Origin of the sequence: Flavobacterium humidisoli (genome assembly GCF_023272795.1) — a bacterium.
Lineage (GTDB): Bacteria > Bacteroidota > Bacteroidia > Flavobacteriales > Flavobacteriaceae > Flavobacterium > Flavobacterium humidisoli.
Genome location: NZ_CP096829.1, coordinates 2,210,679 through 2,236,498 on the forward strand (window position 1 = coordinate 2,210,679; position 25,820 = coordinate 2,236,498).

Consider the following 25,820-nt stretch of genomic DNA (forward strand, 5'->3'; position numbering starts at 1 on the left):
TTGTTTAAGAAATATATTATGAGTACATTTAGAAAAAGCCAAAATCAGGCAAATCCAAATAAGTTGAATGTTATTCTTTCTACTTTAATATTTGTTTTAATCTTAAATGTAAGTATCCAAATTTGGTTGTTGTATGCCGCTTTAAACAATGCATTAGATAATAATAAAGAGATTTTGATTCCAGCATTTATTGGTTCGCTTATTTTATTTTTAATTGGTTTTGGATGGCTTTATTATCTCCCAAAAGGGAATTTTAAAAATAATAAAACATAAATATTTACTATTATGAACTTAAATCTTGGCGCAAACAAAATCGCTTTTTTCTCGACCCAGCCTTACGACAAAACGTTTTTCAATAAATACAATGAAGAATTTGGTTTTCAGTTGAACTTTTTTGAAACACAGTTAAATCCGCAGACTGTAGCTTTAATTGAAGAGTGCGAGATTGTTTGTGTTTTTGTAAACGATATTGTAAACGAAACGGTCATTAAACAATTGGCAGAAAAAAAAGTAAAAATAATTGCTTTACGTTGCGCTGGTTTTAATAATGTCGATTTAGAAGCTGCTAAAAAACACCACATAAAAGTTTGCCGTGTTCCCGCATATTCTCCTCAAGCAGTTGCCGAACATGCTATGGCAATGATTTTAACTTTAAACCGAAAAACACATAAAGCCTATAACAGAGTTCGCGAACAGAATTTCTCTTTAAACGGATTATTAGGTTTCGATTTATTCGGAAAAACAATTGGAATTATAGGAACCGGAAATATCGGAAAAGCATTTTCTAAAATAGCATTAGGTTTTGGCTGTAAAGTTTTGGCGTATGATATTGTCGAAAGTGATGAAATGAAAAAAGACGGTGTTTCTTTTGTTGGTTTAGAAGAGATCTTCAAGGCGAGTGATATTATTTCATTGCATTGCCCATTAAACGATCAAACGAAACATGTAATCAATAAAACTTCGCTGACTTTTATGAAAGACAGTGTTATGATCATCAATACGAGCCGCGGCGGATTAATAGAAACAGCATCAGTTATTGAAGGCTTAAAAGAAGGGAAAATTGGCTATTTAGGAATTGATGTTTACGAGCAGGAAGAAAAATTGTTCTTTAGAGATCTTTCTGCAGACATTATTCAAGATGACGCGATTCAGCGTTTAATGAGTTTTCCGAATGTATTGGTAACAGCGCATCAGGCGTTTTTTACCAATGAAGCTTTAACACAGATCGCTTTGGTGACTTTCAATAATATAAAATCATTGCTAACACAAAATGATATTGAAAATAAAGCGGCTTTGTTGGTGTAAATTATAATAATTTAAAATATCAGATTATGAAAACTAAAATTTTAATTCTAATCGGAATTCTGGCGTTAAGCTCTTGTCAGAATAAAAAAGATTCAAAAAATATTGTCAAGGCTGTTGTTCAAGATACGCTGTCTAAAACACTTGGAGGAACGGCAGATTTGAGTAAAGTTACTCCAAAAGAAGACCAAGCAGTTGAACTCATTCGAAAACAGCTGAATATATTATTAAAGAAAGATATTCCAGCAATGACAAAAGAAGATCGTTATTTTTATTATGATGCTTTCGATTTGAATAACGATAAGAAAAACGAATATTTTGTTGGTTTCTCTAACTCTTATTTTTGTGGAAGCGGTGGCTGTTCTGGTTATATTTTAAATAATGATGGAAGTGTAATCAATCATTTCACTGTAACTGATTTTCCAATTTATGTAACGGCTTCCTCAACCGATAAATTTTATGATCTGATCATGAAAAGCGGCGGAATAGCTCATCTTATAAAAATGAAAAATGGAAAATATCCATCAAATCCTTCCATTCAGGAAAAATTAAAAGGCGATATTCCGAAAGAAAGCACTTCTGTTTTGGATATTCACGGTAAGAAATTAGAAAAGTATTCGTTTTAAAAAATAAAAACCCGACAGATTTTAAATCTGCCGGGTTTCAATATTAGTAAGTTTGGTAATTTTTAAAATTCAAATTCTCCAATTAAAATTTTACTATCACTTTCACGTTTGTTTTCTTTTTGACTCTGGAAAACAGCAATTTTTCGTTCTTGTCTACCATCAGAATAGTAAAGATACACTTCTGCCATTATGGTTGTTGGTCCAGAAAGAATATTCTGTCTCTCACCGAAGAAATTAGTCTTGATTTTATATTTTCCTTTAATTGCTTTTTTTAGTAAAAACTGTTCAGGACCAAAACCTTGAGTGAAATCGTTGCTTAATCTTCCTCCAATTTCTGTAGATTTATGTGAGTACGAACAATCTTCTCCTCTTGGATCTGTAACCCAAAGATCAATATCTGTATTGTCTTTATTCCAGTTAATAACAACACGGATGTCAACAGGAAGATTTGCTTTGAGACGATCATCTACTTTGCTAGCATCAACATTTTTGTTTTGGCTCAAAATATTATTGATTTCCATAATCAAAATCTCTTCAATACCAGTATCTCTCACAGAAATCTCATCGGTATATTCCTGATAGAGCATACCTTTATAGATATTAAGAGCTTCTTGAGGTTTTTTATTGTCAACCAAAGCCAATGCATAATCTCTATGACTTTGAGGATCAAATGGTCTCCATTCTAGAATCTTTTGAGTTATCCACAATTCTTTTTCATAATTACCTCTCTGTTTTAACAGATAAGATATCGTCTTGTATAATTCTTCATTTTCCAAATCAAGTTCTGCTAATGTGCTTAAAACCTTTAGAGAGAGTGCTTTGTCTCCTTTTTTGAAAAGTAGTTTAGAAACATCAAAATAATAAGTTACCTGTTTTTCATATTTTGGACGATTTTCAAGATATTTCTGGTAAATCAATTCAGGAGATTGTAAAGCCTGAAAATCTTTCATATACTCTTGAGTGCTTTCTACATCTACCAAAGTTATTTTTCCAGAAGATGTTTTTTTATCAGCTAAAGAGTTGCTTTCTGCAGAATACACAGCATTGTCGCTAACAACACTTTCTTCTGAAGATAATTTTTGCGACTGCTTAGAAATTTTTGGATACTGTTTTTTTTCTGTAGGTTTAAATTCGCTATTCCACCAAGTTGTCAATTCTCGTGTTTTATCAAAAGCTTTAGAGAGAAGATCTCTTCTTTTTTCTAAAATCTGTTTTTTGTTTTGCGAAACTATTTTGTTGTATTCTGATAATAATTCCTGAGTAGGAGTGATGCCAAAACGTACATAATCGTTCACATCCTCCAATACAATAAGACTGGTGTTCTTGCTTACCACACCAAACTGTTCGCTCAGATTTCTGATTTCATCGCTGTTTTGTGTTGAATTAAGTTCAAGATCATTAATTTTTCGTTGTGCCCAAAATTGTGCAACAGGCCAATTATCTACTTGTACTGCATTAGTAAAATCTACAGGTACTTCAAATTTTTTATTTCCTACTGAAAAAACAGCAGTAAGTTTACTCAAATTAGAAGATGAAATCCCGAATATGTTGACTGGTTCGTTTACTGCAGTTCCAACGTTTGGAAACAGTTCCTGAAGTGTATTTGTTTCTTTAAAACCTAAAAATACAATAGGAAGTCTTTTATACGTTTTTAGAGCAGATTGCGTATCTAATTCGTTAAGATTGATAAAATTTCCTCCAGATTGTGACGCTAAAAGTTTCATCAGATTAAAATCAGAAGTTGGCGTGCTCGTTATACTGTTGACAGGTTTTTTGAATTTTAAAGTTAAATCACCAAAATTTGAAATTCCGTCAGAAAATAAAAGATATTCGTCTATTGATGAAATTTCTTTTAAAGCACTAAAATCGGTTCCGCCATCATATTTTAGATTCAGAATTCTGTCTTTTAATGCATTCCAGTTTCCTCCAGAAACAGTAAATTCTTCTGTTTTTTCTAAAATGTTATTTAAAAGAACAAAAGAGACTGTGACATTCTTGTTGTCTAAGAAATAAGCATTAAGAAAGTCCAGTTCTTTTTGATGATCTCTCTTTGATCCGCTGAATGAATTATCCCAAATAATAGCAATTTTTTGAGATTTTGCTTTTTCTTGTACAGGAAAATTCATTGAAACGCTTGCAGCAAAATAAGATTTGTCGTCAGAAGCTTTTTGAAGCATCACATTAGACGATTCGCTTACTTTTGGAATACTTACTTTAAGACTCTGAGTTGGCGTAAAATTAGTTTTCTTAATTTCAGCAATCCATTGATTTCCTTGTTTCTGAAAAGTAAAACTTCCATCTGGATTTTCTGTAATTTTAGGAGTTGACAGATTTTCATTAACCAACACTTTCAGATTGAATTTAGGAATACTAACAGCATTAGCAAAACTTAAAAAATATTGGTAATCAGTAGCCGAATTTTTCAACTCCTGATTGTAAGTAATTTTAATGATTCTGCTGCCTCTAGCCGTAAGTGGGTAAATTCTAGTTCTGAAATTGTTTCCGGCTACTTTTTCAATAATACCTGGATCTATATTTCTTTTTTCAATACTTTCAAATACTTCTTTAGCTCGTTCTTTTGGAACAGGAACTGCATCTCTTAAGCTTCCATTAATGTCCAAAGCATAACCGCTTACGCTTACACCTTCAGGCAATGGAAGTGTGAAATTTCCCTCTAAAATTCTGTCGCCAGGATTGTAAAATGTATAAGTAGCTGTAGTTGAGGCAAGATTTCCTAAAATCTTGGTTTCAATTTTGACCTCCTGTAAGATTACCGAATTTTTTTTCTGATTTTCGATATCCAGAGTTGGAATCTGTGAAAATGCGACGCTACAGAACAGTAGTGCACAGATAGTAAAAAATTTATTCATAATTAATAAACGCGATTTTTGTTTGATTGGAAATGTGAAAACCCGATTAGCTTTTAGAGTCTTTATTTTTTGATTTTTTTTCCAATTAAAGTGATTGAATATGCTTAGCTACAATTCCAAAATTGAAACCCTGAACCTGATCGAATCCACTGAAATTAACGGCAATCAGTTGGCCACATTCATTAAAAACCGGTGAACCACTAGCACCATGCGTAGAAGTTATACTGTATTGAATTTTGTTGCCATCAGATTCTTTACTTATTTGACCATTGTAAAGCTGTACTTTTATACCAGAATTGGTCTGTGCCAAATCTATTCCCATTGGATAGCCCACCATTATCGCTTTTTGCCCAGGAGCTAGAGAAGTATCATTGTCAACAATATTATCAAGGCTAATGATGTTAGTAACAGTTTGCGGAGTTTTATGATCGGCTACTTGCAAAATGCCTAAATCAATATTGGTGTCATCAGAAACTTTTTTCATTTCACAATTAATCCATTCGCTATCAGAATTATGAAGTGCAACTTGAATATCTACCGTTTTTACATATACTTCAATATTTTCGATTGAAACATATTCTTTTACTGGAATAGATGCAGCGATATCAGTTGATACTTGAGAGGTATCTGTTTCTGTTTCATTAGAACTAACAAATTCTTCACCCGCTGACTCAGTAGTTTCTTCGCTTGGTTCTTCATAATCTCCATCTCCCTCGCCTTCATCATACGAGATTGAAGCATGTGACCAGTTGTTATTAATAAAACTTTCATACTCATCTTCAGAAACATCGGTAGTAAGAATAGAAGCAACCTTCATTCTTAGATTTCGAATAGTAGTATTTACTTTTTCACTTTCTTCTTCAGTTGAATTCCATGGTTGTAAAACATGTCTATTGGTAATCATGTCTCCTTCTGTATCTACAAAAAAGCCAGTTCCGTAAATTGTTTCTTCCTTAGCCTCCTCAACGTCAAGTGGAATTTCTTTTCCATTAATTTTAGCAAAATAACCATATCGATGCTTTATAAGTACAACTGCGTTTTTGTAAGTATCATAGATTTTGGTATCTGTGCCTAAACAAACAGCTTCTTTTTTAGGTGTAAAATATTTAAATCCTAAGAAACCTGCCGCTGAAATAAAGATAATAGCGATGAGAACAAATTTGAATCGATTTCTTTTTTTATTGATTGTTGTTTCTAAGTCTTCGTTTGGGGCGATTTTTCTAATTTTCATTTAAAGTATTGGTTGAAAAATGTTAATTGAATGGTTTTGGGTTAAAAAAAAATAGACTTTGTATAAAGTCTATTTTTTCTTCAAATGTAGTAATTTGTTTGCTAAAAAAAAGCAAAAACAAAATCAATTGCATATTCAATGCTAACCGAATTTTGTTTTGGTTTTTAGTGTTATAATAAGGCTTGTGAAAGTATTTCTGGTAAAACAATTTGATAGAAGTAAAAATGTTGTTTTCCAATTTTTTAAGCGCTATTTTTTGTTTTGATTTTAATGTGATGGGAAGAAGTATTTGTTTTAAGAAAAAGAAACCCGACAGGTTTTTAAAACCTGTCGGGTTATTATTACTCGAAACATATATAATTGCCTTCTTGAAGATCTATTTGATATTTGTTTTTAAATTCTTTCTGTTTTGTTGAAACACTTGCTTGAGGTGCAATTCTTTTGTGATTATCAAAACAAATTATCGCATTTTTACTTTCAAGATTAATAGAATCAATTTTCTTTAAATAAAACTTAATGGTGTTTTCTAATTGTTTTATACCTTTTTTTCTTCGAACTGATAAGTTTTCGTCTGTAGCTTTTATTTCAGTAAAGTAGACACAATTATCATTAAGGATAACGTAGTCACATTGTCCTCCTTTTACACTTTTCATAAGGCAATCATCATTCTGAATGAAGTTATATGATGAAATTGTATTATTTTGAATATGAAAATGATATTTTTCTTTAGCATCGACCAAAACTCCTTTTTTTGATTTCGGGTCTTCAAAAACAAATGTATGTTTGTTATTAATTATGGTTAGGCAATTTTCTTCGATTTGAGGAAAAGCTTCTCTAAGTTGATCAATCATAAATTTAATAATTTATTAAATTCGTCAGCAAAACTGTCAGAAACAGAGTCAATCATGTTTTCGGAAATTTGTCCTAATTTATCATTCATTATCTTTCTTGCTTTTCCATTTTTCAATTCGTAAGCAATAAAATTTTTAGGATTAAGCCAAGATTCTTTTTTTATAATTTTGTTTACCTCTTTTGTTTTTTTTTGTCCCTTATCATGAGCCAATAATAAATTGTTTATTGATGCTAAAACAAATGGACTATGAGTTGTAAGAATTAAATTTTTTCTTTCATATAAACAATTTTTAACTAAATATTTAATCAATTCATGTTGTGCTTTTGGATATAAGTTCAATTCTGGTTCTTCAACAACAAAATTAAAATTATATTCTTCTTTTAAAGTTTTAGAATATTCAACTAAAAGTAAAATTGGAATTATAGATTGTAAACCAGAAGCAGATTCTAATAAATCAACTTTTTCATTTTCATTATGATATATGTATGAAGTTTTCCCTTCTCTTTTGTATTTTATTTTTTTGTCAATGATGCTTAAAGGCAATTCCTTAATTGTATTTATAGCTTTTTCATATTCTTGACCTATAGTAAGAAGATATTTAGGAATTTTTACATTATTATTAATTAATCCAAAAATGTTTTCAGATATCAGATGAAGAAAACTTCTTTCAGATGGAATGTAAATTGAATCAAACAAAAATATATTAGGAAAGCAATTAACTAATTGATTTAGAAGAAAAAAATAGTCATCAATTTTTCTTTCTCTTTCTAAAATATCAAGTAACCAATCTATATCATCATTATCAACCTTAAGTTTTTTGATCCTCTTATCGGCAAAATGAGCTTCAAATTTTACTTTTTGAATTTGATTTGAAAATAGATTGTAAAATTCATTTTTATGAATCAAGTTGAGTAAATTAATATAAGAAACTATTATGTACTTTAATGTTCTTAAAGCTTCTTCTGTGTCTTCATATGATACTTTTCCATTTTTTGAAATTGAAAGTAACTGATGTATCGAATTTTTTAAATATTTATTATTTGAGTATTCAAAATTAAAATTAGTAATCTCTCTGTTTAGAACTTCATATTTTATAAAAGTATTTAAATCTAAATAACTTAAAATATTATATTTTTCAAGTTCAGTTTCAAATTTCAAATTATGATTATTTCTAAACTCTTCGTCTTCTAGTATTGAAATCAATTTAGCCAAAGTACTTTTTCCTGAGGCTTGTGCTCCAATAAAAGTAACCATTTCTCTAACTTCGATATCAATATCTTTTAAGGGGCCGAAATTTTTAACAATAAGTCTTGATCTTTCCATGTTTTCAAAATTAAGGAAAATATTTATATATGAAAAAGGAGCTTCATAAAAAGCTCCTTTTTAAATTTTATATGATTTTAAAGGAATTTACCCCACCAATTCCACAAATTTAAACTCGCCATCAACGACAACTTTAGTCAAACCGTGTTTAGATAAATTTTTCATAGAAGCATCCCATTTTTTACCGCTTAAGTTAGCAGAAACTTTAAGCTGAGATAAATCCATTTTATTTTCGTTTCCTTTCAATAAAGTAATGATAACTTTTTCTTCTTCCGTCAATTCGATCTGAGTTTGTTTTTTCTCAGGACGCATTTGCGGGAACAATAAAACCTCTTGAATTGAAGCGTTGTTTGTTAAATACATAATCAAACGGTCCATTCCAATTCCCATTCCAGAAGTAGGAGGCATACCGTATTCAAGAGCTCTTAGGAAATCTTCATCGATAATTCCGTTTGCTTCGTCATCCCCTTTTGCTGCCAAACGCATTTGATCTTCAAAACGCTCTCTTTGGTCAATTGGATCATTTAATTCAGAATATGCATTTGCAATTTCTTTTCCGCAAACCATTAACTCAAAACGCTCAGTTAGATCTGGATTGTCACGGTGCTCTTTACAAAGCGGAGACATTTCTTTTGGATAATCTGTAATGAAAGTTGGCTGAATATAATTTCCTTCACATTTTGCTCCAAAAATCTCATCAATCAATTTTCCTTTACCCATTGTTTCGTCAACCTCGATTCCCATTCCACGTGCAGCTTCAAACAATTCCTGCTCTGTTTTTCCAGAAATATCAAAACCAGTAAAATGTTTGATAGAATCTGTCATCGTAACACGTGCGTAAGGCGCTTTAAAATTGATTTTGTGCTCACCAAAAGTCACTTCGCTTGTGCCATTTACAGCAATTGCACAATGTTCTAATAAACCTTCAGCAAATTCCATCATCCAATTGTAGTCTTTGTAAGCTACATATATCTCCATTGCAGTAAACTCAGGGTTATGCGTTCTGTCCATACCTTCGTTACGGAAGTTTCTAGAGAACTCATAAACACCTTCAAACCCACCAACAATTAATCTTTTTAAATATAACTCATTCGCGATACGCATGTAAAGCGGAATATCAAGCGAGTTATGGTGCGTAATAAATGGTCTTGCAGAAGCACCACCAGGAATTGATTGTAAAACCGGAGTGTCAACTTCCAAATATCCTGCATCGTTAAAATAACCACGCATCGCACTGAACAATTTAGTACGTTTGATGAAAGTTTCTTTAACTTGAGGGTTTACTGTTAAGTCTACATAGCGCATTCTGTAACGTAACTCAGCATCATTAAATGCGTCGTGAACATTTCCTTCTTCGTCAACTTTTGGCAACGGAAGCGGACGTAAAGTTTTACTCAAGAAAGTAAAGCCAGAAACACGAATACATTTTGCACCAACTTGAGTTGTAAACAATTCACCTTCAATACCAATAAAATCTCCTAAATCGGTTAATTTTTTGAATACTTGGTTGTATAAAGTTTTGTCGTCACCCTCACATAATACATCACGGTTTACGTACAGTTGAATACGCCCTTCACTATCTTGCAATTCAGCAAAACAAGCTTTACCTTGATCACGAACACTCATCAAACGTCCAGCAACGATAACCTTCTTACCCTCTTCAAATGATTCCTTTATCTGCTTAGATGTGTGATTTACAGGAAAAAGATTAGCTGGATAAGGATTGATTCCTAAGTTGCGTAAGTTTTGAAGTTTTTCTCTTCTGATGATTTCTTGTTCTGATAATGCCATTTTTGCTTTATTTTTTTAAGTGTGCAAAGATAAAGAAAAGAATGCAGATTTTAGAATGCAGATTTTAGATTTTTTGTGACATCAATTTATTGGGTTTCAATCATCTTTAGTCGGCATCGATAGCTGTTAGAATAGATTTGTTTCGAACAAATGTAAAATGTTCTAATGTCAAGTTATTCATTTACAGAGCTTGGATAAAGCCTCAAATGAAAAATTTGAAGTTGTTTTAAAATGCAACTAAAATAATTCTTAAAAGAAAGTATCTTCGCTTGAATAACTTAAACCTCAATTATGAAAAAAATTCTACTTTGCTTTTTTATTGTATTCTGTATTACAAGCTGTATGCTTAAAGAAAAAATGGTTATGAATGAAGATGGATCTGGAACTTTTTCTTACGGTTTTGATATGTCTCCGATGTATAAAATGGGCATGAAAAAAAGTGATTCGACTAAAGTTAATAAAGTCGTTGACACTACTTTTACTTTCAAAGACATGCTTGACAAGTTAACCGACAGTATTTCTAAATTACCAGATGCGGATAAAGAAAAAATCGCGATGCTAGAGAAAGAAAAAGAGAAACTTAAAATTTTGGAGAATTTTAAAGTTAGCATGAAAGTAAACGACGAAAAACAGCAATTCGAATATACTATGTCAATTGATTTTCCTAGTGGAACAGATTTTAAAACTATTGCAACACCTGCCGAAAGTTTAGAAGCGCTGGCTGCGACAGATAAAAAAAGATTAGGAGCTGTAAGTGCTGCGCCAAAGCCAGAAGAAAAGTCTAATACCACCATTTTTTATGATGGTAAGGTTTTTATTAAAACGGTTACTCCTTCTAAAGACGATAAAAAAGTCAAAAAGAAAAAAGAAACTAAGAAAGAAAAAAGCGACGACCCATTCTCTAAAAAAATGGAAGAAATGCTGAAAGAATGTAAATATACCGCCGAGTACCAATTTCCGAAAAAGATTAAAACAATTTCGCTTAAAAATGCAGTACTGACAAAAGACAGAAAAGGTTTTACGGTAGAAATTCCTTTAGATAATATGCAGGAAAGTAATGTGGATTTTGGTTTTAAAGTAGAATTTGAGCAATAATTGAGGCTTTCAATAAAATGTGTTTTTAAAAATAGTCTTTGTATCTTTGATAAAAAATAGAACATTAATGAAACTATCTAAACTACTTAGTTTTTCTTTTTTAATAGCGACTTTAACCAGCTGTACTTTTACTGAGAATATTTACATAAACGATAACGGAACTGGAAAATTCTCTGTAGATATGGATGGCTCTCCTTTAATGGAAATGGCTGGTGATCAGATTGCTGGGCAAATGGGAGAAAATAAAAAAGATATTGATACTACTTTTACTTTCAAAAAAGTGTTTGAAGAGAAAAAAGACAGTATTGCCAAGTTGTCGCCAGAAACGCAAAAAGAACTTAAAAAACTGGAGAGTTATATTGTATCAACGAAAATAAGTTCAGAGAAAAAACAGTTTTTAATGAACATGTCGACTGATTTTAAAAATGTAAATGAACTTCAGGATATTTTACAAACATTAGGTACACTGCAAAAATTAGAAGGAGGCGCAAATCCTATGGGAAGCGGTTTCGGAGATAATGGCAGTAAATTAAGCTATACTTATGATGGAAAGAAATTTACAAGAAAAGCAGTAGTAGATGAACAGAAAAAAGCAGCAAAGGCAAAAGATTCGGCAGCAGATATGTCTAAAATGATGTTTGCTTCGTCTAGCTATATTGTAAAGTATTACTTTCCAAAAAAAATTAAGAAAGTCTCTAACCCAACAGCTTTGTTTAGTGACGATCGAAAATCGATTACAATTCAATACTCTTTTACGGATTATATGGAGAATCCCGACAAACTTAACTTTGATGTTGAGTTTGAAAAATAATTAAAATGAACAAAAAAATCCAACTTCAGGATCTGGGCAAAAAAGATTATAAATCGACTTGGGAATATCAAGAAGAAATCTTTAAAGATATAGTAGATTTAAAAATCAAGAACAGAAGAGAAGAATTAGATCTGCCAACGCCAAATTATTTGCTTTTTGTTGAGCATCCGCATGTTTATACTTTAGGAAAAAGCGGTGATCTTGAAAATTTATTATTAAATGAAAAACAGCTCGAAGCCAAAGGAGCGACTTTTTATAAAATCAACCGAGGTGGAGATATTACCTATCATGGACCCGGACAGATTGTAGGCTATCCGATTTTAGATTTAGAAAACTTCTTTACCGATATTCATAAATACTTACGTTTATTAGAAGAATCAATAATTCTAACTCTGGCTGAATACGGATTAGAATCGGGCAGGAGTGAAGGAGAAACGGGAGTCTGGCTTGGTGTAGGAACTCCGTTTGCGCGTAAAATCTGTGCAATGGGTGTTCGCGCCTCACGCTGGGTAACGATGCACGGATTTGCTTTAAACGCAAATGTCGATTTAGGATATTTCGACAATATTATTCCGTGTGGAATTCGAGGAAAAGGCGTTACTTCTTTAAACGTTGAACTTGGCGTAGAAAAAGTAGACGAACAAGAAGTAAAAGCTAAAATCATCAAACATTTAACCGAGCTGTTCGAAGCTGAATTTGTTTAAAAAAGAATTGCTAATAAAAAGTAACCCGTTTCAAGTGTCGATTTTGAAACGGGTTTTTTTATTTTGTGTATTGAATGCGATTTTTTTTATAATAGTAATGGTACTCTTGAATAGTAAATTAGGCTTGTTTTTTTAATAGAAAGCAGTTTTTTTCTTAAATTTATATTCAAAAAACGGAAAAAACATTTAGCAAAAGTTAAGATTTTGCAGGGATGGCAAATTCCAGACTTCTTGTAGTTCTATTAGCTATTTATGCTAAATTTGGTTTTATACTATTTAATTTAAATTTTATTCCTGATTGCTTATGAGAAAGATCTACTTATTCTGTTTCCTTTTTGTGCTTAATGGTCTTTTTGCCCAAAAGAAAGATAAATTATATCCTATTGCCGTTTATGAAAAAGTGTGGCAGGAAAAAAACAGCGATACCAGATTAAAGATGATTAAATCAATCTGGCTAGAAGATAGTACTTTTGAAGACCCTTCGGCTTCGATAAAAGGAACTGCTGCGTTTAATAATGTTATTAACGAATTTTACAAGAAAAACCCAGATGCAGTTTTAACTTCGGGAGCCAAAATTGTAAAAGATAATTATGTAACCTGGGAATGGAAAATTTTCGATTCTAAAAATAATCTTATAATGGCAGGCCGCGACTTTGCGCGTTTGAATGGAAAAGGTCAAGTAAGTAAAATTATTGGTTTTTGGGATAAAGGAGCAGCACCGTCTGAAGCAGATGTTTTGAAAAATCTGGAAGCCGATAATTTAAAAGTAATAGCAAAATATTACGAAACTCTTTTTAAAACAAGAGACTTTGATACACTAGGAACTTTAATTGCAGACGGAGCCGTTTATAATCAAGCTACGGGTTTGCCTTATGGAGGAACTTATATTGGTTTTAGCGAATGGACTAAAATGTTTACAAAATCGACTGAGTTTTTTGATTTGCAGATAGAAAAAGAACCCGTTTATTTTAGTGATGCTTCTAAAAATGAAGTAATCATTTATTTTACGATAAACTGTAGATCTAAGAAATCGGGTAAAACAATGTCGGTTCCGATTTCAGAACATTTTGATTTAAAGGATGGTAAAATTACTGCTGTCAGGTCTTTTTATTATGACACCAAAACATTTGCAGAATTCTTGAAAAGTAAAAAATAAAAGAAAACGACCTATTTAATAGGTCGTTTTTTTATGGAAAGAAATTGAGTTCTAATTGCTCCGGCAAAAGTCTAAAACTCATTCTGTGATATTTTGTGGTTCCAAATTCTTTAATGGCTTCACGATGTTCTTTGGTTGGATATCCTTTGTTTTGTTTCCAGTTGTACATTGGAAATTCTTCGTGAATTTGATCCATATATTCGTCACGATATGTTTTTGCTAAAATAGATGCAGCGGCGATACTTAAGTATTTTCCATCACCTTTTATAATGCTTTGATTCGGAATCGATTTTAAGAGAGCAATTTCATCGTTAGAAAACTGTTTTCCAAAATTATTTTTAAGCCCAAGTTTAGCATTCAAAGAGCGGTTTCCGTCAACAATAATAAATTCGGGAACGTGTTTTAATTTTAAAATACATTCCTGCATTCCCTTCATAGAAGCATTTAGAATGTTTATTTCATCAATTTCATCTGGAAACAAATGCGTAACGGCATAACACAGAGCCTCTTTTTCTATAATAGGTCTTAAAAGCGCTCTTGTTTTTTCAGACAACTGTTTACTGTCATTCAGAATTTTATTTTCAAAATTTTCGGGTAAAATTATGGCAGCGGCAGTAACGGGGCCAGCTAGACATCCTCTTCCTGCTTCATCAGTTCCAGTTTCTAAAACAAATCCTGAGAAATTTTTTTCAAGCATTTTTTTAGGTTTTAAAAAAGCAAATATTGTACTTTTTTTTCTAAAAAGCATTAAATAGATTCAAATGAATACAATCAGTAATTGCTTTTTTAGAGCAATGATATCAAAGAGTAATACTGACAAAATTACGCTATTTTTCAAATTGACTATAAGTATGCAATATTGGTTAAAAACCCGTGAAAACACTTGGTTTTTATGATTTTTTTTATGAAATGGATAATTGGGTATTTTCTAAAAATGGATTGTAAAAAGATGAAATCATGGATTTTTGCAACTTAGAAGAATTGATTTACAATTTATTACGATTTGAAGACGAAAAGCAAATTGAAAATTTGTCAAATACAACATTTTCAGTCAAGAATGTTTTATTTAATTGTGTTTTTTGTAAGATTATACTTTTTTTTATTTTGATTTTTTGTCTATTTTTTTAAGAAAATAGCTATTCTAAATGTTAAATAAATGTTAATTTATTGATTGAAAAAATTGCAGTATTTTATGCTTAAAATTATGTATTGACTTGTTTTTGCGTTAATTAACTATTCATTAACAAATATATGTTAAAGAAATATTAAAAAAATGTTAGAGAGAGTCTATGAAACGCATTGTTCTTTTAAGAAAATATTAAGATGTTTGCCACATACTAATTCAAAATTTTTAAAAATGAAACTAAAGTTACATGGATTCTTAGTGCTTTTGGTGGCGCTGATTACGCAACTAACCTTTGCGCAAGAAAGAACTGTTTCGGGAATAGTTTCCGATAATGCAGGAATGCCTCTTCCAGGTGTGAGTGTATTAGTTAAGGGAACTAAAAGCGGAACGCAAACAGATTTTGATGGAAAATTCTCTATCAAAGCAACGTCAAGCGAAGTCTTGATTTTTACTTACATTGGAATGAAAACGCAAGAAGTTGCAGCTAGTTCTACAACATTAAGTGTAAAATTAACTAGTAATACTACAGAATTAGAAAGTGTTGTTGTTACTGCATTAGGTATTAAGAGAGAGAAAAAAGCTCTTGGATATTCTACTCAGGAATTAAAAGGAGAAGATTTAGTTGGTGGTACTACTGGCGCAAACTTCCTTAACGATCTTTCTGGTAAATCTGCAGGGGTATACATTAGAAAGAATACAAACTTTGGAGGATCTACAAACGTAGTTTCAAGAGGTGTTAAAAACCTTACTGGAAATAACCAAATGCTTATTGTTATTGATGGTATGCCTATTAATAACTCGAATGTGAATTCAAGCAATGGAGCACAAACAGCTGGAGCACGTAACACTTATGATTACGGTAATGCTGGTATGGATATTAATCCTGATGATATCGAAACATTAAATATTCTTAAAGGTGCTGCAGCATCTGCTTTATACGGGTTTCAAGCTGGTAATGGTGTAATCATGATTACTACGAAAAAAGGAAAAGCTCAAAAAGGTATGGGAGTTACTATCTCAAGTGAGTTTGGTGTTGGTTCAGTTGATAAAAATACTTTTCCTGTTTACCAAAACAAATACGGGCAAGGTTATGGACCAACTTATGACGCAGCAGGAAATCCAAAAGGTACTCCGGTTGGACCAACAGGTGCATTCTTTGTTATAGATAAAAATGGTAACCAAGTAGTAAGTACTACAGATGATGCTTCTTACGGTGTTGCGTTTGATCCAAATCTATCTGTTCTTACTTGGGAATCTTATTCTCCATATTCTTCAAAATATGGACAAAAATCTCCATGGGTAGCTGCTAAAAATGGTCCAATTACATTTTTTCAAACGGCTCAAACATTCAATAACTCAATCTCTTTTGAAGGTGGTTCAGATAAAAGCAACTTTGTTATCAATTACAACAATTACAAAGAGAATGGTATTTTGCCAAATAGTGAATTGAGAAAAAATAATGCAAGTATTAAATTCAATCACAAATTAACAGATAAATTATCTGCTAGTGTTTTTGCAAATTATTTAGCACAAACTACAACAGGTAGAAATACTACTGGTTACGGTGGTGATAACGTTGCAGGTTTATTCCGTCAATGGTGGGGAACTAACGTAGATATTAAATCTCAGGAAGAAGCTTTTAAAAATTCAGGCGGACAAAATATTTCTTGGAACATGGCAGATCCTGCTAATGGAAATACAAGCCCTAAATATTGGGATAACCCATACTTTACAAGATATAAAAACTACCAATCAGACGAAAGAAATCGTTTCATCGGTTATGGTCAGTTAGATTATAAATTTACAGATTGGTTAAGCGCTCAAGGAAAAATAAGTACAGATTCTTATTCAGAACTACGTGAAGAGAGAAAAGCGGTAGGATCTTTGGCTGGAACATTTGGAATTAACCGTTTAGCTGTTGGTTCAGGATACCAAAAATATACAGGTATGTTCTCTGAGCAAAACTATCAGTTTACCTTAAACTTCAATAAAAAACTTAATGATGATTTCTCATTAACAGGTTTAGTTGGTTATAATGCTTTAAGAACAAGACGTACGTCTACATTAGCTTCTACAGATGGTGGACTTATCATTCCTGGAATCTATGCATTATCAAATTCAGTAAATGCTTCTCCATTCCCAATTGAGGTTGAAGATAATACAGCAGTGAATAGTGTTTATGCTTCTGCTTCAGTAGGATTTAGAGATTTCCTTTACTTAGAAGGAACAGTACGTAATGATGCATTCTCTATGTTGCCAGAAGGAAACAATGATGTTAATACATATTCTGTTTCTGGAAGTTATGTTTTTACAAAACATATTAATGCTCCATGGTTAACTTTCGGTAAATTAAGAGCGAGTTATGCTGAGAATCCACAAGGAAGTATCGATTCTTATGCATTACAAGATGTGTTTACTAAATTTAACCCATTTGGTTCAAACCAACTTTATTCAAGACCAAACATTGCTAATAATCCAGAATTACACCCTGTTAAAACTACATCTCAAGAACTTGGTTTAGAGATGCAATTCCTTGACAGAAGAGTAGGTTTTGATGTGAGTGTTTATAAAAGTTTAAGTGAAGACCAAATTTTCCCAGTAGATTATTCTACTGCAACTGGTAACTCTTCTAGATACGTAAACGCGGGATCTGTAGAAAATAAAGGTGTTGAGGTAATCTTCAATGTAACTCCTTTCAAAACAAATGACTTTCAGTGGGATATCAACGTAAACTGGTCTAAAAACGAGAATACAGTTGTAGCTTTAACAGAAGGTGTTGATGTTTTAACAATTGGTACATTCCAAGGTGGTGTTAGTATTGTAGGTACAAAAGGACATGCTTATGGAGATATCCTTGGAAAAGATTTTATCTACAGTGCAGACGGACAAAAAGTAACTAAAAATGGAGTTTATTTACAAACTGCAACTACTAATAATGTAATTGGTAACGTTACTCCAGATTGGATTGGTGGTGTTCGTAACAAATTTACTTACAAACAAGTTTCTCTAGGTTTCTTAATTGATGTTCAAAAAGGAGGAGATATTTTCTCTCTTGACCAATATTATGGACAAAGCTCTGGTTTATATACTTCTACAGCAGGAAACAACGAACTTGGAAACCCTGTAAGAAATACACTTGCTAATGGTGGAGGTGTTATCTTGCCTGGAGTAAATGAAGATGGAACTCCTAATGCTACAAGAACACCAAGTCCTGAAGTAGCTGGAAGTATCTATGGTTACAATAATAATCCACAAAAAGCATTTGTTTACGATGCAAGTTATGTGAAATTAAGAGAGGTAAGCATTACTTATAGTTTCCCTAAACAATTTATAGCTAAAGCAGGTTTGAATGATTTACGTCTTTCTTTAGTAGGTTCTAACTTATGGATCATCAGTAAAAATCTTCCAGATGCAGATCCAGAAAGTGGTATAAGTTCAGGTAACTTATCATCAGGTTATTCAGGAGGTTCACTTCCGACAACAAGAAATATTGGTTGTAACCTAACATTAAAATTTTAAATCATGAAAAAAGTACTTTTATTAATGTCTGTGGTAGGTATGATGGTTTCGTGCAGCCAAGACATTACAGATATGAATGTTGATCCGAAAAGACCAACAACAACCAAAGCGGAATTTTTGTTTACCAATGCTGAGAAAAAATTAGTCGATCAAATGGTTAGTACTAGTGTAAATAATAACGTTTTTAGATTATTTGCACAGCAATGGACAGAGACAACTTATCCAGATGAGAGCCAGTATAACATTACAAACAGAAAAATTCCAGATACGCACTTTTTGGTTTTGTACAGAGATGTTTTAGCAGATTTTCATGATTCAAGAGTTATGATTGCAGCAACAGCTACTGCAACTCCTGCTGATGAAGCGATCAAACAAAATAAATTAGCACTTATCGATATCTTAGAAGCTTATGCTTATAGCGTATTGGTAGATACTTTTGGAAACGTTCCTTACTCACAAGCAATTGATATTCAAAAATATCCTTTACCAGCTTACGATGATGCAAAAACTATTTACCAAGATCTTATTAAAAGATTAAGTGCATCTGCTGCAGTTTTAAAAGCAAATAGTACAGTAGCTAACTTCGGTGCTGCAGATATCATCTATTCAGGTAATGCTGCAAGTAATGCAAAATGGGCAAAATTTGCTAACTCATTAATCATTAGAATGGCAGTTAATATGTCTGATGTTGATCCAGCTTATGCAACAACTCAAGTTCAAGCGGCTCTTGCTTCTGGTGCTTTGGCTAGTAATGCTGACAATACAAAATTGACTTATTTAACTACATCAGGAAATCAAAACCCATTATATGCTGATTTAGTAACTAGTCAGAGATTTGATTTTATTCCTGCTGAGCCTTTTGTTTCTGCTATGGATGCTATTGTTCCTGGTGGTGACCCAAGGATGCCTAAATATTTTACTAACCTAACTTCTCCAGCTCCAGTTATTCCTTCAGGAAGAACATTTGTTGGTGGAACGTATGGTGCAGGAAATGTTTATACAGCTTATTCGCAAATAACGGCTACATTAAACAATCCAGTTTTTCCAGGAACTATTTTTGATTTCGCTGAGTTAAATTTCTTATTAGCAGAAGCTGCTGAGAAAAGCTTAATTCCAGGTGGTTCTGCTCAGGCAAAAGTATATTACGAAGCAGGTATTAAAGCTTCTATGGCAGATTGGGGAGTAACTAGCACTGCAGCTATTGATGCTTATATTGCAAGCCCAAAAGTAGATTACAATAATGCGTTGAGTGGAGCAACATATAAAGAAAAAATTGGTACTCAAGCATGGTTTGCTCTTTATAACAGAGGATACGAAGCATGGACATCTTACAGAAGATTGGATTTCCCTGTGTTAAAAGCACCTCAAGCAGCTATTAACAAACTTATTTTTACTGTGCCTGTTAGATACACTTATCCAGGTGTAGAAGCAAGTATCAATAAAACAAATTATATTAAAGCATCTGCTGATATAGGAGGAGATTTATTAAATACTAAATTGTTCTGGGATAAATTCTAATATTTAGAATATAATCTATATCAATTAAATAGTATTCAAGGTAAATTATGCCCAGTTTGGGAATAAGAATAATAAATATTTTGATTTTTTTTGAGAGCCCCGTATACTTTTGTATACGGGGTTTTCGTTTCCAAAAGACCAAAGCGATTCAAGGTTCATATTATATATTATGTTTTTTCGTTTATACCTTTTTATATTACCTTTGCTTAGCAAATTTTGTCAAAATAAATTTATACAAAGCCATCAAATGAGAATATTCATTTTTTTATATCTATTAGTTGTCCCAACTTTATTGTTTTCGCAAGAAAAAAAAACTGCTTATAAAAATAATTTAGATATGAATACAGAATATTCAAGTGTCACTGATACCGTAAAAAAGAAAAAACAAAAGATTGCAACAATAGATCAGTATAAAATTGTCACTTTAGAACATGATACTATTTATGCAGATACATCGCTAACGATTAAAAGTGCTTATAGACAAAATCATCTTAGAAAAGATCTTTTTGGTCTTATGGAATTTTCTAATATTGGACAACCTTTAAATACACTTCAATATAGTTTGACTAGTTTTTCTCCGTATCCTGAAATTGGTTTTAGCGGAAAGCATTCTAATTATATGCAAGCAGATCAAATAAGATATTATTCTGTTGCAACGCCGCTTACAGAATTGTTTTTTAATACTACTATAAAAAAAGGACAGAATGTAGATTCTTTCATCACATTAAATGCCTCTAAAAATCTTAATTTCTCGATTGCCTATAGAGGTTTAAGATCTGAAGGAGATTATAATAATCAATTGGTTAGTGCTGGTAATTTAAGAATCACAACCAGTTATGCGACAACTAGCAAACGATATGCGATAAATGCGCATTTTACAAATCAGGATATTTTAAATGAGGAAAATGGTGGTATAACAAACGATGCTGATTTTGAAAGTGATAGTCAAGATTATAAAAATAGACAAAGACTGCAGGTTTATTTAACCGATGCAGAATCATTCTTAAAAGGAAGAAGATTGTTTTTTGATCATGCTTTTAGAGTGAATCCAACTGACGGAAGTAATAATTTATACCTTACACATCAATTTAATTATGAGTATAAAGATTATGAATACAAGCAGCCAACGGTAATTTCTACAGTAACTGCAAATGATGGAACGACTAGTCGAGTGCAAAGATTTGGAGAGTCGTATGCGGCAAGCAATATTAACGATCAGACCAAATATGAAAGGCTTTATAATAAAGTTGGAGCAGCTTACGAGAATTCGCTGTTAGGTAAATTTATATTTTTTGTTGACGATTATAGGTCTAATTATAGGTATAATCGAATTATTGTTGATGCAGCTGGAAATGCCGTTCCAGACAATTTGTATTTACAGTTTAACAATTTTGGTGCTCAGTACGAATATCAGAAAAACAAATGGAATGGTCGATTTTTATATTCAAGATCAATTACCAATGAATCGCTTTCCGATTTAGACGCTAAGTTACGTTATGATATGAGTGATGAAATTAAGTTTGATTTTAGATATCGTAACATCAATAAACTGCCAAATAACAATTATAACTTATATCAAAGTAGTTGGATTTCGTACAATTGGTCAAATGATTTTAAAAACGAAAAAATTAATTCGCTAAGTGCAGAAATTACAACTCCTTGGCTAACAGGACAAGTTCAGTATACGGTATTAAAAGATCATTTGTATTTTACAGATGTAGCGACAGATGCGCAAAAAGCGGCGAATATACAGATCGTTAATCCTATGCAATATGGAAATGTGATTAATTATTTAGAAATAAAAGCTAGCAGAGAATTCAAATTTGGACCTTTTGCATTAGATAATACCCTTTTGTATCAAAAAGTAGATCAATCAGATTTAGTTTTAAATGTACCTGATTTTGTAACTAGAAATACATTCTATTATTCGAATCATTTCTTTAAAAAAGCATTATTCATGCAAACGGGTCTTGTCTTTAATTATCTTACAAAATACTACGGAGACGATTATAATCCTGTTATTGCAGAATTTTTTGTGCAGCAAGACAAGAAAATCGGTGGTTTTGCAACATTCGATTTCTTTGTGAATGCCAGAATACGCCAGACACGCTTTTATTTAAAAGCAGAACACTTTAATGCTTTGTTTTCACAAAGTAATTATTATTCAGCGCCTCATAATCCGTATCGTGATTTTGTATTGCGTTTTGGGCTGGTTTGGAATTTCTTCCAATAAAAACTGGCTTTTTTTATTTCGAACCACTAAATAAACTTAAAATAAAAATGGACTTTTCAAATAATATTTTAGAAACAATTGGTAATACGCCATTGGTAAAACTCAACAAAATTGTTGCTGAAATTGATGCGTTAGTATTGGCAAAAGTCGAAACCTTTAATCCAGGTAATTCTGTAAAAGACAGAATGGCTGTAAAAATGATTGAAGATGCAGAGGCAGATGGCCGACTAAAACCTGGAGGAACTATTATTGAAGGAACTTCTGGAAATACAGGAATGGGTCTTGCACTTGTGGCAATTGTAAAAGGCTACAAATTAATTTGTGTAATCTCAGACAAGCAGTCTAAAGAAAAAATGGATATTCTTCGTGCTGTTGGAGCAAAAGTTGTTGTTTGTCCTACAGATGTTGAGCCTACAGATCCACGTTCCTACTATTCGGTTTCAAAACGTTTGGCAGAAGAAACTCCAAATTCTTGGTATGTAAATCAGTATGATAATATGTCAAATTCGTTGGCGCATTATGAGCAGACTGGACCTGAAATCTGGAAACAGACTGATGGAAAAATTACACATTTTGTGGTTGGAGTAGGAACAGGAGGGACTATTTCTGGAGTTGGAAAATATTTGAAAGAGCAAAATCCAAATATTAAAATCTGGGGAATTGACACCTATGGTTCTGTGTTCAAGAAATACCACGAAACAGGAATTTTCGACGAGAACGAAATCTACTCTTATATAACTGAAGGTATTGGAGAAGATATCCTGCCTAAGAATGTTGACTTCTCTCTAATTGATGGTTTTACAAAAGTAACCGATAAAGATGCTGCCGTCTATACTAGAAAGATTGCGCTTGAAGAAGGTATTTTTGTTGGAAATTCTGCGGGAGCTTGTATTAAAGGTCTGTTGCAGTTGAAAGAACATTTTAAACCAGATGATGTTGTTGTGGTGTTATTTCACGATTCTGGAAGCCGTTATGTTGGAAAAATGTTTAATGATGACTGGATGCGCGAGCGCGGATTCTTAGAAGAAAACATTACGAAAGCAGAAGACGTTATTAAAGATCATATTGATAAAGAATTAATCGTTGTTCGTACTGAAGAATTAGTTTCGCATGCAATTGAGCGTATGCGTAAATATAAGATTTCGCAAATTCCGGTTGTTGACATCAATGGATTTGTTGGTTCTGTTGACGAAACAGATTTATTTAGAAGCTATGTTGCAGATAAAAATGTTGCCGAAAAACCAATTAAGGAAGTCATGGGCAAACCTTTCCCAATTGTGAAACTAGGAACACCGATTGAAGAAGTTTCAAAACTTTTTAGTAAAGAAAATGATGCTGTTTTGGTTGACTTAGGAAACGGACATCACCACATTATTACTAAATATGATATTATTGGCTCAATAAAATAAGCCTTTTATAAATATAAAAATCCATAAATCTTGTTGCTATGCAATTAGGTTTATGGATTTGTCTTTTAAAAATAAAAAATGAATTTTACAGCTATAGATTTTGAAACTGCGACAGGATATCATCCGTGCTCGGTAGGTATTGTGACCGTCGAAAACGGAATTATTGTGGACGAATATGTGACTTTAATTAAACCGCCAAATAACGAGTATAATCCTTTTACGATTCGTGTTTATGGAATTTATCCTAAAGATACTATGAATGCAAAATCGTTCTTTCAGATCTATCCAGAGATTGAAAAGAGGCTAAAAAATAAAGTGGTAGTAGCGCATAACGAAAGCTTTGATCGAAATGTCTTAATGAAAACAATGCTTCTCCATGGTTTAAATTATGACGATTTAAATATTGCTACAAAATGGGAATGCACGGTTAAAATCTACAAAGCGAAAGGCATAAAGCCAACAAAATTAAGTGATTGTTGTCGGGAGATGAATATCCAGCTGAATCACCACGAAGCTTTGTCAGATGCAAGAGCTTGTGCTAAATTGTATATGCTCCGTTAAAAATTATTATTTTGTAAGAATAATATTAAAAATTAATTACTTTTAGATTTTGTAATTGTACTATAAAATCTAAAAATGAAAGAGGACTTTCTTCATTATATCTGGAAATTCAAGAAGTTTGATTCTTTGAATTTAAAAACGGTTCAAGGCGAATTGATAACAATTCTTAAAACTGGCGATTATCTAGAACTTGCTGGGCCAGACTTTTTTAATGCTCATATAGAAATCGGAAGTCAAAAATGGGCAGGCAATGTAGAGATTCATTTGAAATCTTCAGATTGGTATTTGCATAATCACGAGAAAGATCCTGCTTATAAAAATGTTATTCTTCATGTTGTTTGGGAAAACGACACGGCTATTTTTAGAGAAAACAATATCGAAATTCCTGTTTTAGTTCTTAAAGATTATGTTTCGAAAGAAATAATCGAAAATTATAAGTCATTGGTTTCTGCTAAAACTTGGATTTTCTGCGAAAAGCAGTTAAAAAATATAGACAGATTTGTTTTTAAAAACTGGCAAGAAAGATTGTTTTTTGAGCGTTTAGAGCGTAAATCTAAATTTATTGCTCAGTTATTGGAAGAAACCAATCAAGATTGGGAAGCGGTCTTATTTTGCCTTCTAGCGAAGAATTTTGGACTAAATACTAACGGGAATTCCTTTCTGCAAATCTCCATGGCAATTCCGTTTTCAGTAATCAGAAAAGAAAGTTTCGAAATTGAAAATCTAGAGGCGCTTCTTTTTGGCGCTGCCGGTTTATTGGAGGTCGAGAAAGAAGATGTTTATTTTAAAGATTTAAAGTTTCGCTATTTTTATCTATTGCATAAATATCAAATAGAAAAGACATATACAGAACCTCTCCAGTTTTTTAAACTTCGTCCGGATAATTTTCCAACAATCAGACTTTCTCAATTGGCGGCTTTATACCATAAATATCAAAATTTGTTTTCTAAGATTATCGATTTAAAATCAGTAGATGCAGTATATCGTTTACTAAGCGTGTCTGCAAGCTCGTATTGGCAAAATCATTACCAATTTGACAAAGAGAGCCCGAAGAAATCTAAAACGCTCTCTAAATCGTTTATAGATCTACTGATTATAAATACGATTGTTCCGCTTCAATTTACTTATTCCAATATTATGGGCGAATCCATTTCTGAAGATTTAATTGATTTTATGAATGAGGTTACTTCAGAGAAAAACGTCATTATGGACAAGTTTAATTCTTTCGGTATAAAGTCAAAAACTGCATTTGAAAGTCAGACACTATTAGAACTTAAAAATAAATATTGCGAGCACAAAGCTTGTCTAAAATGTGCTATCGGATTAGAATTGCTTAAAAATAATTAGATAATTTGTACTTTTGTAATCCTGAGCGGTCAGGAATTTAAAAATCTAAAGCCTTAAATCTAAAATATAGAAATGTCAGCAATTTTAAAACTTAAATTCTTTTTTGAAAAATATGGCTTCCATGTTTCTTCAAGACTAGCAGATAAACTTGGAATGCGTGTAACAAGCGTGCGATTGTTTTTTATCTACATTTCTTTTGTTACAGCGGGTTTAGGGTTTGGAGTCTATTTGACTCTCGCTTTCTGGATTAGGTTGAAAGATTTAATTCGATCAAAAAGAACATCAGTATTTGATTTATAAAAAAAAGCTCCAAATCTAAATTTGGAGCTTTTTTATGAAGTTGTA

General features: G+C 32.1%; 20 protein-coding genes. 14 read left to right on the forward strand and 6 right to left on the reverse strand.

The genetic code is table 11. The annotated features are described in order from the left end of the window. Positions 1 to 18 precede the first annotated feature (18 nt). The 3 genes from M0M44_RS09935 to M0M44_RS09945 are packed head-to-tail and all read left to right on the forward strand — an operon-like array spanning position 19 to position 1,928. A complete protein-coding gene (locus tag M0M44_RS09935) occupies positions 19 to 273 on the forward strand; it encodes a DUF6755 family protein (protein ID WP_248729610.1) in 255 nt (84 codons plus the stop codon). Positions 274 to 285: 12 nt separating this feature from the next. Beyond that, positions 286 to 1,305, forward strand: a complete 1,020-nt coding sequence (locus tag M0M44_RS09940) for a 2-hydroxyacid dehydrogenase (RefSeq protein ID WP_248729611.1) — start codon at positions 286 to 288, stop codon at positions 1,303 to 1,305. A gap of 26 nt (positions 1,306 to 1,331) precedes the next feature. Further along, positions 1,332 to 1,928 carry a hypothetical protein gene (locus tag M0M44_RS09945; protein WP_248729612.1) on the forward strand — a complete coding sequence of 199 codons (597 nt, stop codon included), beginning with the start codon at positions 1,332 to 1,334 and terminating at the stop codon, positions 1,926 to 1,928. Between the two features lie 62 nt (positions 1,929 to 1,990). Here the strand turns inward: M0M44_RS09945 and M0M44_RS09950 are convergent, their stop codons facing one another. The 5 genes from M0M44_RS09950 to lysS all read right to left on the reverse strand — a co-directional run bounded on the left by M0M44_RS09950 (position 1,991) and on the right by lysS (position 9,996). Beyond that, a complete protein-coding gene (locus tag M0M44_RS09950) occupies positions 1,991 to 4,798 on the reverse strand; it encodes a VIT domain-containing protein (protein ID WP_248729613.1) in 2,808 nt (935 codons plus the stop codon). A gap of 85 nt (positions 4,799 to 4,883) precedes the next feature. Then, entirely contained in the window at positions 4,884 to 6,029 is a 1,146-nt protein-coding gene (locus tag M0M44_RS09955) for a S1 family peptidase (RefSeq protein ID WP_248729614.1), read from the reverse strand. 341 nt (positions 6,030 to 6,370) lie between these two features. Then, positions 6,371 to 6,880 carry a hypothetical protein gene (locus M0M44_RS09960; RefSeq protein ID WP_248729615.1) on the reverse strand — a complete coding sequence of 170 codons (510 nt, stop codon included), beginning with the start codon at positions 6,878 to 6,880 and terminating at the stop codon, positions 6,371 to 6,373. Then, the gene (locus tag M0M44_RS09965; protein ID WP_248729616.1) at positions 6,877 to 8,205 is read right to left on the reverse strand and encodes an AAA family ATPase; all 1,329 of its coding nucleotides are present in this window, start codon (positions 8,203 to 8,205) and stop codon (positions 6,877 to 6,879) included. The genes M0M44_RS09960 and M0M44_RS09965 overlap by 4 nt, the downstream gene beginning before the upstream one ends. An 87-nt stretch (positions 8,206 to 8,292) precedes the next feature. Then, a complete protein-coding gene (gene lysS, locus M0M44_RS09970; protein WP_248729617.1) occupies positions 8,293 to 9,996 on the reverse strand; it encodes a lysine--tRNA ligase in 1,704 nt (567 codons plus the stop codon). 291 nt (positions 9,997 to 10,287) lie between these two features. Here lysS and M0M44_RS09975 point away from each other — a divergent pair, with 291 nt between their 5' ends. From M0M44_RS09975 to M0M44_RS09990, 4 genes are all read left to right on the forward strand, one after another. Beyond that, on the forward strand, positions 10,288 to 11,091 hold the full coding sequence (locus tag M0M44_RS09975) for a hypothetical protein (RefSeq protein WP_248729618.1): 804 nt from the start codon (positions 10,288 to 10,290) through the stop codon (positions 11,089 to 11,091). Between the two features lie 67 nt (positions 11,092 to 11,158). Then, on the forward strand, positions 11,159 to 11,902 hold the full coding sequence (locus tag M0M44_RS09980) for a hypothetical protein (protein ID WP_248729619.1): 744 nt from the start codon (positions 11,159 to 11,161) through the stop codon (positions 11,900 to 11,902). A 5-nt stretch (positions 11,903 to 11,907) separates the two neighbouring features. Further along, positions 11,908 to 12,606, forward strand: a complete 699-nt coding sequence (gene lipB, locus M0M44_RS09985) for a lipoyl(octanoyl) transferase LipB (RefSeq protein ID WP_248729620.1) — start codon at positions 11,908 to 11,910, stop codon at positions 12,604 to 12,606. Positions 12,607 to 12,910: 304 nt separating this feature from the next. Then, entirely contained in the window at positions 12,911 to 13,762 is an 852-nt protein-coding gene (locus M0M44_RS09990) for a nuclear transport factor 2 family protein (RefSeq protein ID WP_248729621.1), read from the forward strand. Positions 13,763 to 13,793: 31 nt separating this feature from the next. Here the strand turns inward: M0M44_RS09990 and M0M44_RS09995 are convergent, their stop codons facing one another. After that, complete coding sequence (locus M0M44_RS09995) at positions 13,794 to 14,459, reverse strand: ribonuclease HII (RefSeq protein WP_248729622.1); 666 nt, start codon at positions 14,457 to 14,459, stop codon at positions 13,794 to 13,796. Positions 14,460 to 15,119: 660 nt separating this feature from the next. On the opposite strand from M0M44_RS09995, the gene M0M44_RS10000 reads away from it, so the two are divergent. The 7 genes from M0M44_RS10000 to M0M44_RS10030 all read left to right on the forward strand — a co-directional run bounded on the left by M0M44_RS10000 (position 15,120) and on the right by M0M44_RS10030 (position 25,775). Next, on the forward strand, positions 15,120 to 18,407 hold the full coding sequence (locus tag M0M44_RS10000; RefSeq protein WP_248729623.1) for a SusC/RagA family TonB-linked outer membrane protein: 3,288 nt from the start codon (positions 15,120 to 15,122) through the stop codon (positions 18,405 to 18,407). A gap of 3 nt (positions 18,408 to 18,410) precedes the next feature. Beyond that, the gene (locus M0M44_RS10005) at positions 18,411 to 19,925 is read left to right on the forward strand and encodes a SusD/RagB family nutrient-binding outer membrane lipoprotein (RefSeq protein ID WP_248729624.1); all 1,515 of its coding nucleotides are present in this window, start codon (positions 18,411 to 18,413) and stop codon (positions 19,923 to 19,925) included. 337 nt (positions 19,926 to 20,262) lie between these two features. After that, complete coding sequence (locus tag M0M44_RS10010; RefSeq protein WP_248729625.1) at positions 20,263 to 22,158, forward strand: putative porin; 1,896 nt, start codon at positions 20,263 to 20,265, stop codon at positions 22,156 to 22,158. Between the two features lie 47 nt (positions 22,159 to 22,205). Continuing rightward, positions 22,206 to 23,567, forward strand: coding sequence for a pyridoxal-phosphate dependent enzyme (locus M0M44_RS10015; protein WP_248729626.1), 1,362 nt, complete (start codon positions 22,206 to 22,208; stop codon positions 23,565 to 23,567). 78 nt (positions 23,568 to 23,645) lie between these two features. Then, positions 23,646 to 24,128, forward strand: a complete 483-nt coding sequence (locus M0M44_RS10020) for a 3'-5' exonuclease (RefSeq protein WP_248729627.1) — start codon at positions 23,646 to 23,648, stop codon at positions 24,126 to 24,128. A gap of 75 nt (positions 24,129 to 24,203) precedes the next feature. Next, on the forward strand, positions 24,204 to 25,475 hold the full coding sequence (locus M0M44_RS10025; protein ID WP_248729628.1) for a DUF2851 family protein: 1,272 nt from the start codon (positions 24,204 to 24,206) through the stop codon (positions 25,473 to 25,475). Positions 25,476 to 25,547: 72 nt separating this feature from the next. Beyond that, positions 25,548 to 25,775, forward strand: coding sequence for a PspC family transcriptional regulator (locus tag M0M44_RS10030; RefSeq protein WP_008466940.1), 228 nt, complete (start codon positions 25,548 to 25,550; stop codon positions 25,773 to 25,775). Positions 25,776 to 25,820 lie beyond the last annotated feature (45 nt).

Excerpts from the sequence above, each read along its gene's own strand:
- M0M44_RS09935 (WP_248729610.1), top strand. The coding sequence starts at position 19 with ATGAGTACATTTAGAAAAAGCCAAAATCAGGCAAATCCAAATAAGTTG.
- M0M44_RS09940 (WP_248729611.1), top strand. The coding sequence starts at position 286 with ATGAACTTAAATCTTGGCGCAAACAAAATCGCTTTTTTCTCGACCCAG.
- M0M44_RS09945 (WP_248729612.1), top strand. The coding sequence starts at position 1,332 with ATGAAAACTAAAATTTTAATTCTAATCGGAATTCTGGCGTTAAGCTCT.
- M0M44_RS09950 (WP_248729613.1), bottom strand. The coding sequence starts at position 4,798 with ATGAATAAATTTTTTACTATCTGTGCACTACTGTTCTGTAGCGTCGCA.
- M0M44_RS09955 (WP_248729614.1), bottom strand. The coding sequence starts at position 6,029 with ATGAAAATTAGAAAAATCGCCCCAAACGAAGACTTAGAAACAACAATC.
- M0M44_RS09960 (WP_248729615.1), bottom strand. The coding sequence starts at position 6,880 with ATGATTGATCAACTTAGAGAAGCTTTTCCTCAAATCGAAGAAAATTGC.
- M0M44_RS09965 (WP_248729616.1), bottom strand. The coding sequence starts at position 8,205 with ATGGAAAGATCAAGACTTATTGTTAAAAATTTCGGCCCCTTAAAAGAT.
- lysS (WP_248729617.1), bottom strand. The coding sequence starts at position 9,996 with ATGGCATTATCAGAACAAGAAATCATCAGAAGAGAAAAACTTCAAAAC.
- M0M44_RS09975 (WP_248729618.1), top strand. The coding sequence starts at position 10,288 with ATGAAAAAAATTCTACTTTGCTTTTTTATTGTATTCTGTATTACAAGC.
- M0M44_RS09980 (WP_248729619.1), top strand. The coding sequence starts at position 11,159 with ATGAAACTATCTAAACTACTTAGTTTTTCTTTTTTAATAGCGACTTTA.
- lipB (WP_248729620.1), top strand. The coding sequence starts at position 11,908 with ATGAACAAAAAAATCCAACTTCAGGATCTGGGCAAAAAAGATTATAAA.
- M0M44_RS09990 (WP_248729621.1), top strand. The coding sequence starts at position 12,911 with ATGAGAAAGATCTACTTATTCTGTTTCCTTTTTGTGCTTAATGGTCTT.
- M0M44_RS09995 (WP_248729622.1), bottom strand. The coding sequence starts at position 14,459 with ATGCTTGAAAAAAATTTCTCAGGATTTGTTTTAGAAACTGGAACTGAT.
- M0M44_RS10000 (WP_248729623.1), top strand. The coding sequence starts at position 15,120 with ATGAAACTAAAGTTACATGGATTCTTAGTGCTTTTGGTGGCGCTGATT.
- M0M44_RS10005 (WP_248729624.1), top strand. The coding sequence starts at position 18,411 with ATGAAAAAAGTACTTTTATTAATGTCTGTGGTAGGTATGATGGTTTCG.
- M0M44_RS10010 (WP_248729625.1), top strand. The coding sequence starts at position 20,263 with ATGAATACAGAATATTCAAGTGTCACTGATACCGTAAAAAAGAAAAAA.
- M0M44_RS10015 (WP_248729626.1), top strand. The coding sequence starts at position 22,206 with ATGGACTTTTCAAATAATATTTTAGAAACAATTGGTAATACGCCATTG.
- M0M44_RS10020 (WP_248729627.1), top strand. The coding sequence starts at position 23,646 with ATGAATTTTACAGCTATAGATTTTGAAACTGCGACAGGATATCATCCG.
- M0M44_RS10025 (WP_248729628.1), top strand. The coding sequence starts at position 24,204 with ATGAAAGAGGACTTTCTTCATTATATCTGGAAATTCAAGAAGTTTGAT.
- M0M44_RS10030 (WP_008466940.1), top strand. The coding sequence starts at position 25,548 with ATGTCAGCAATTTTAAAACTTAAATTCTTTTTTGAAAAATATGGCTTC.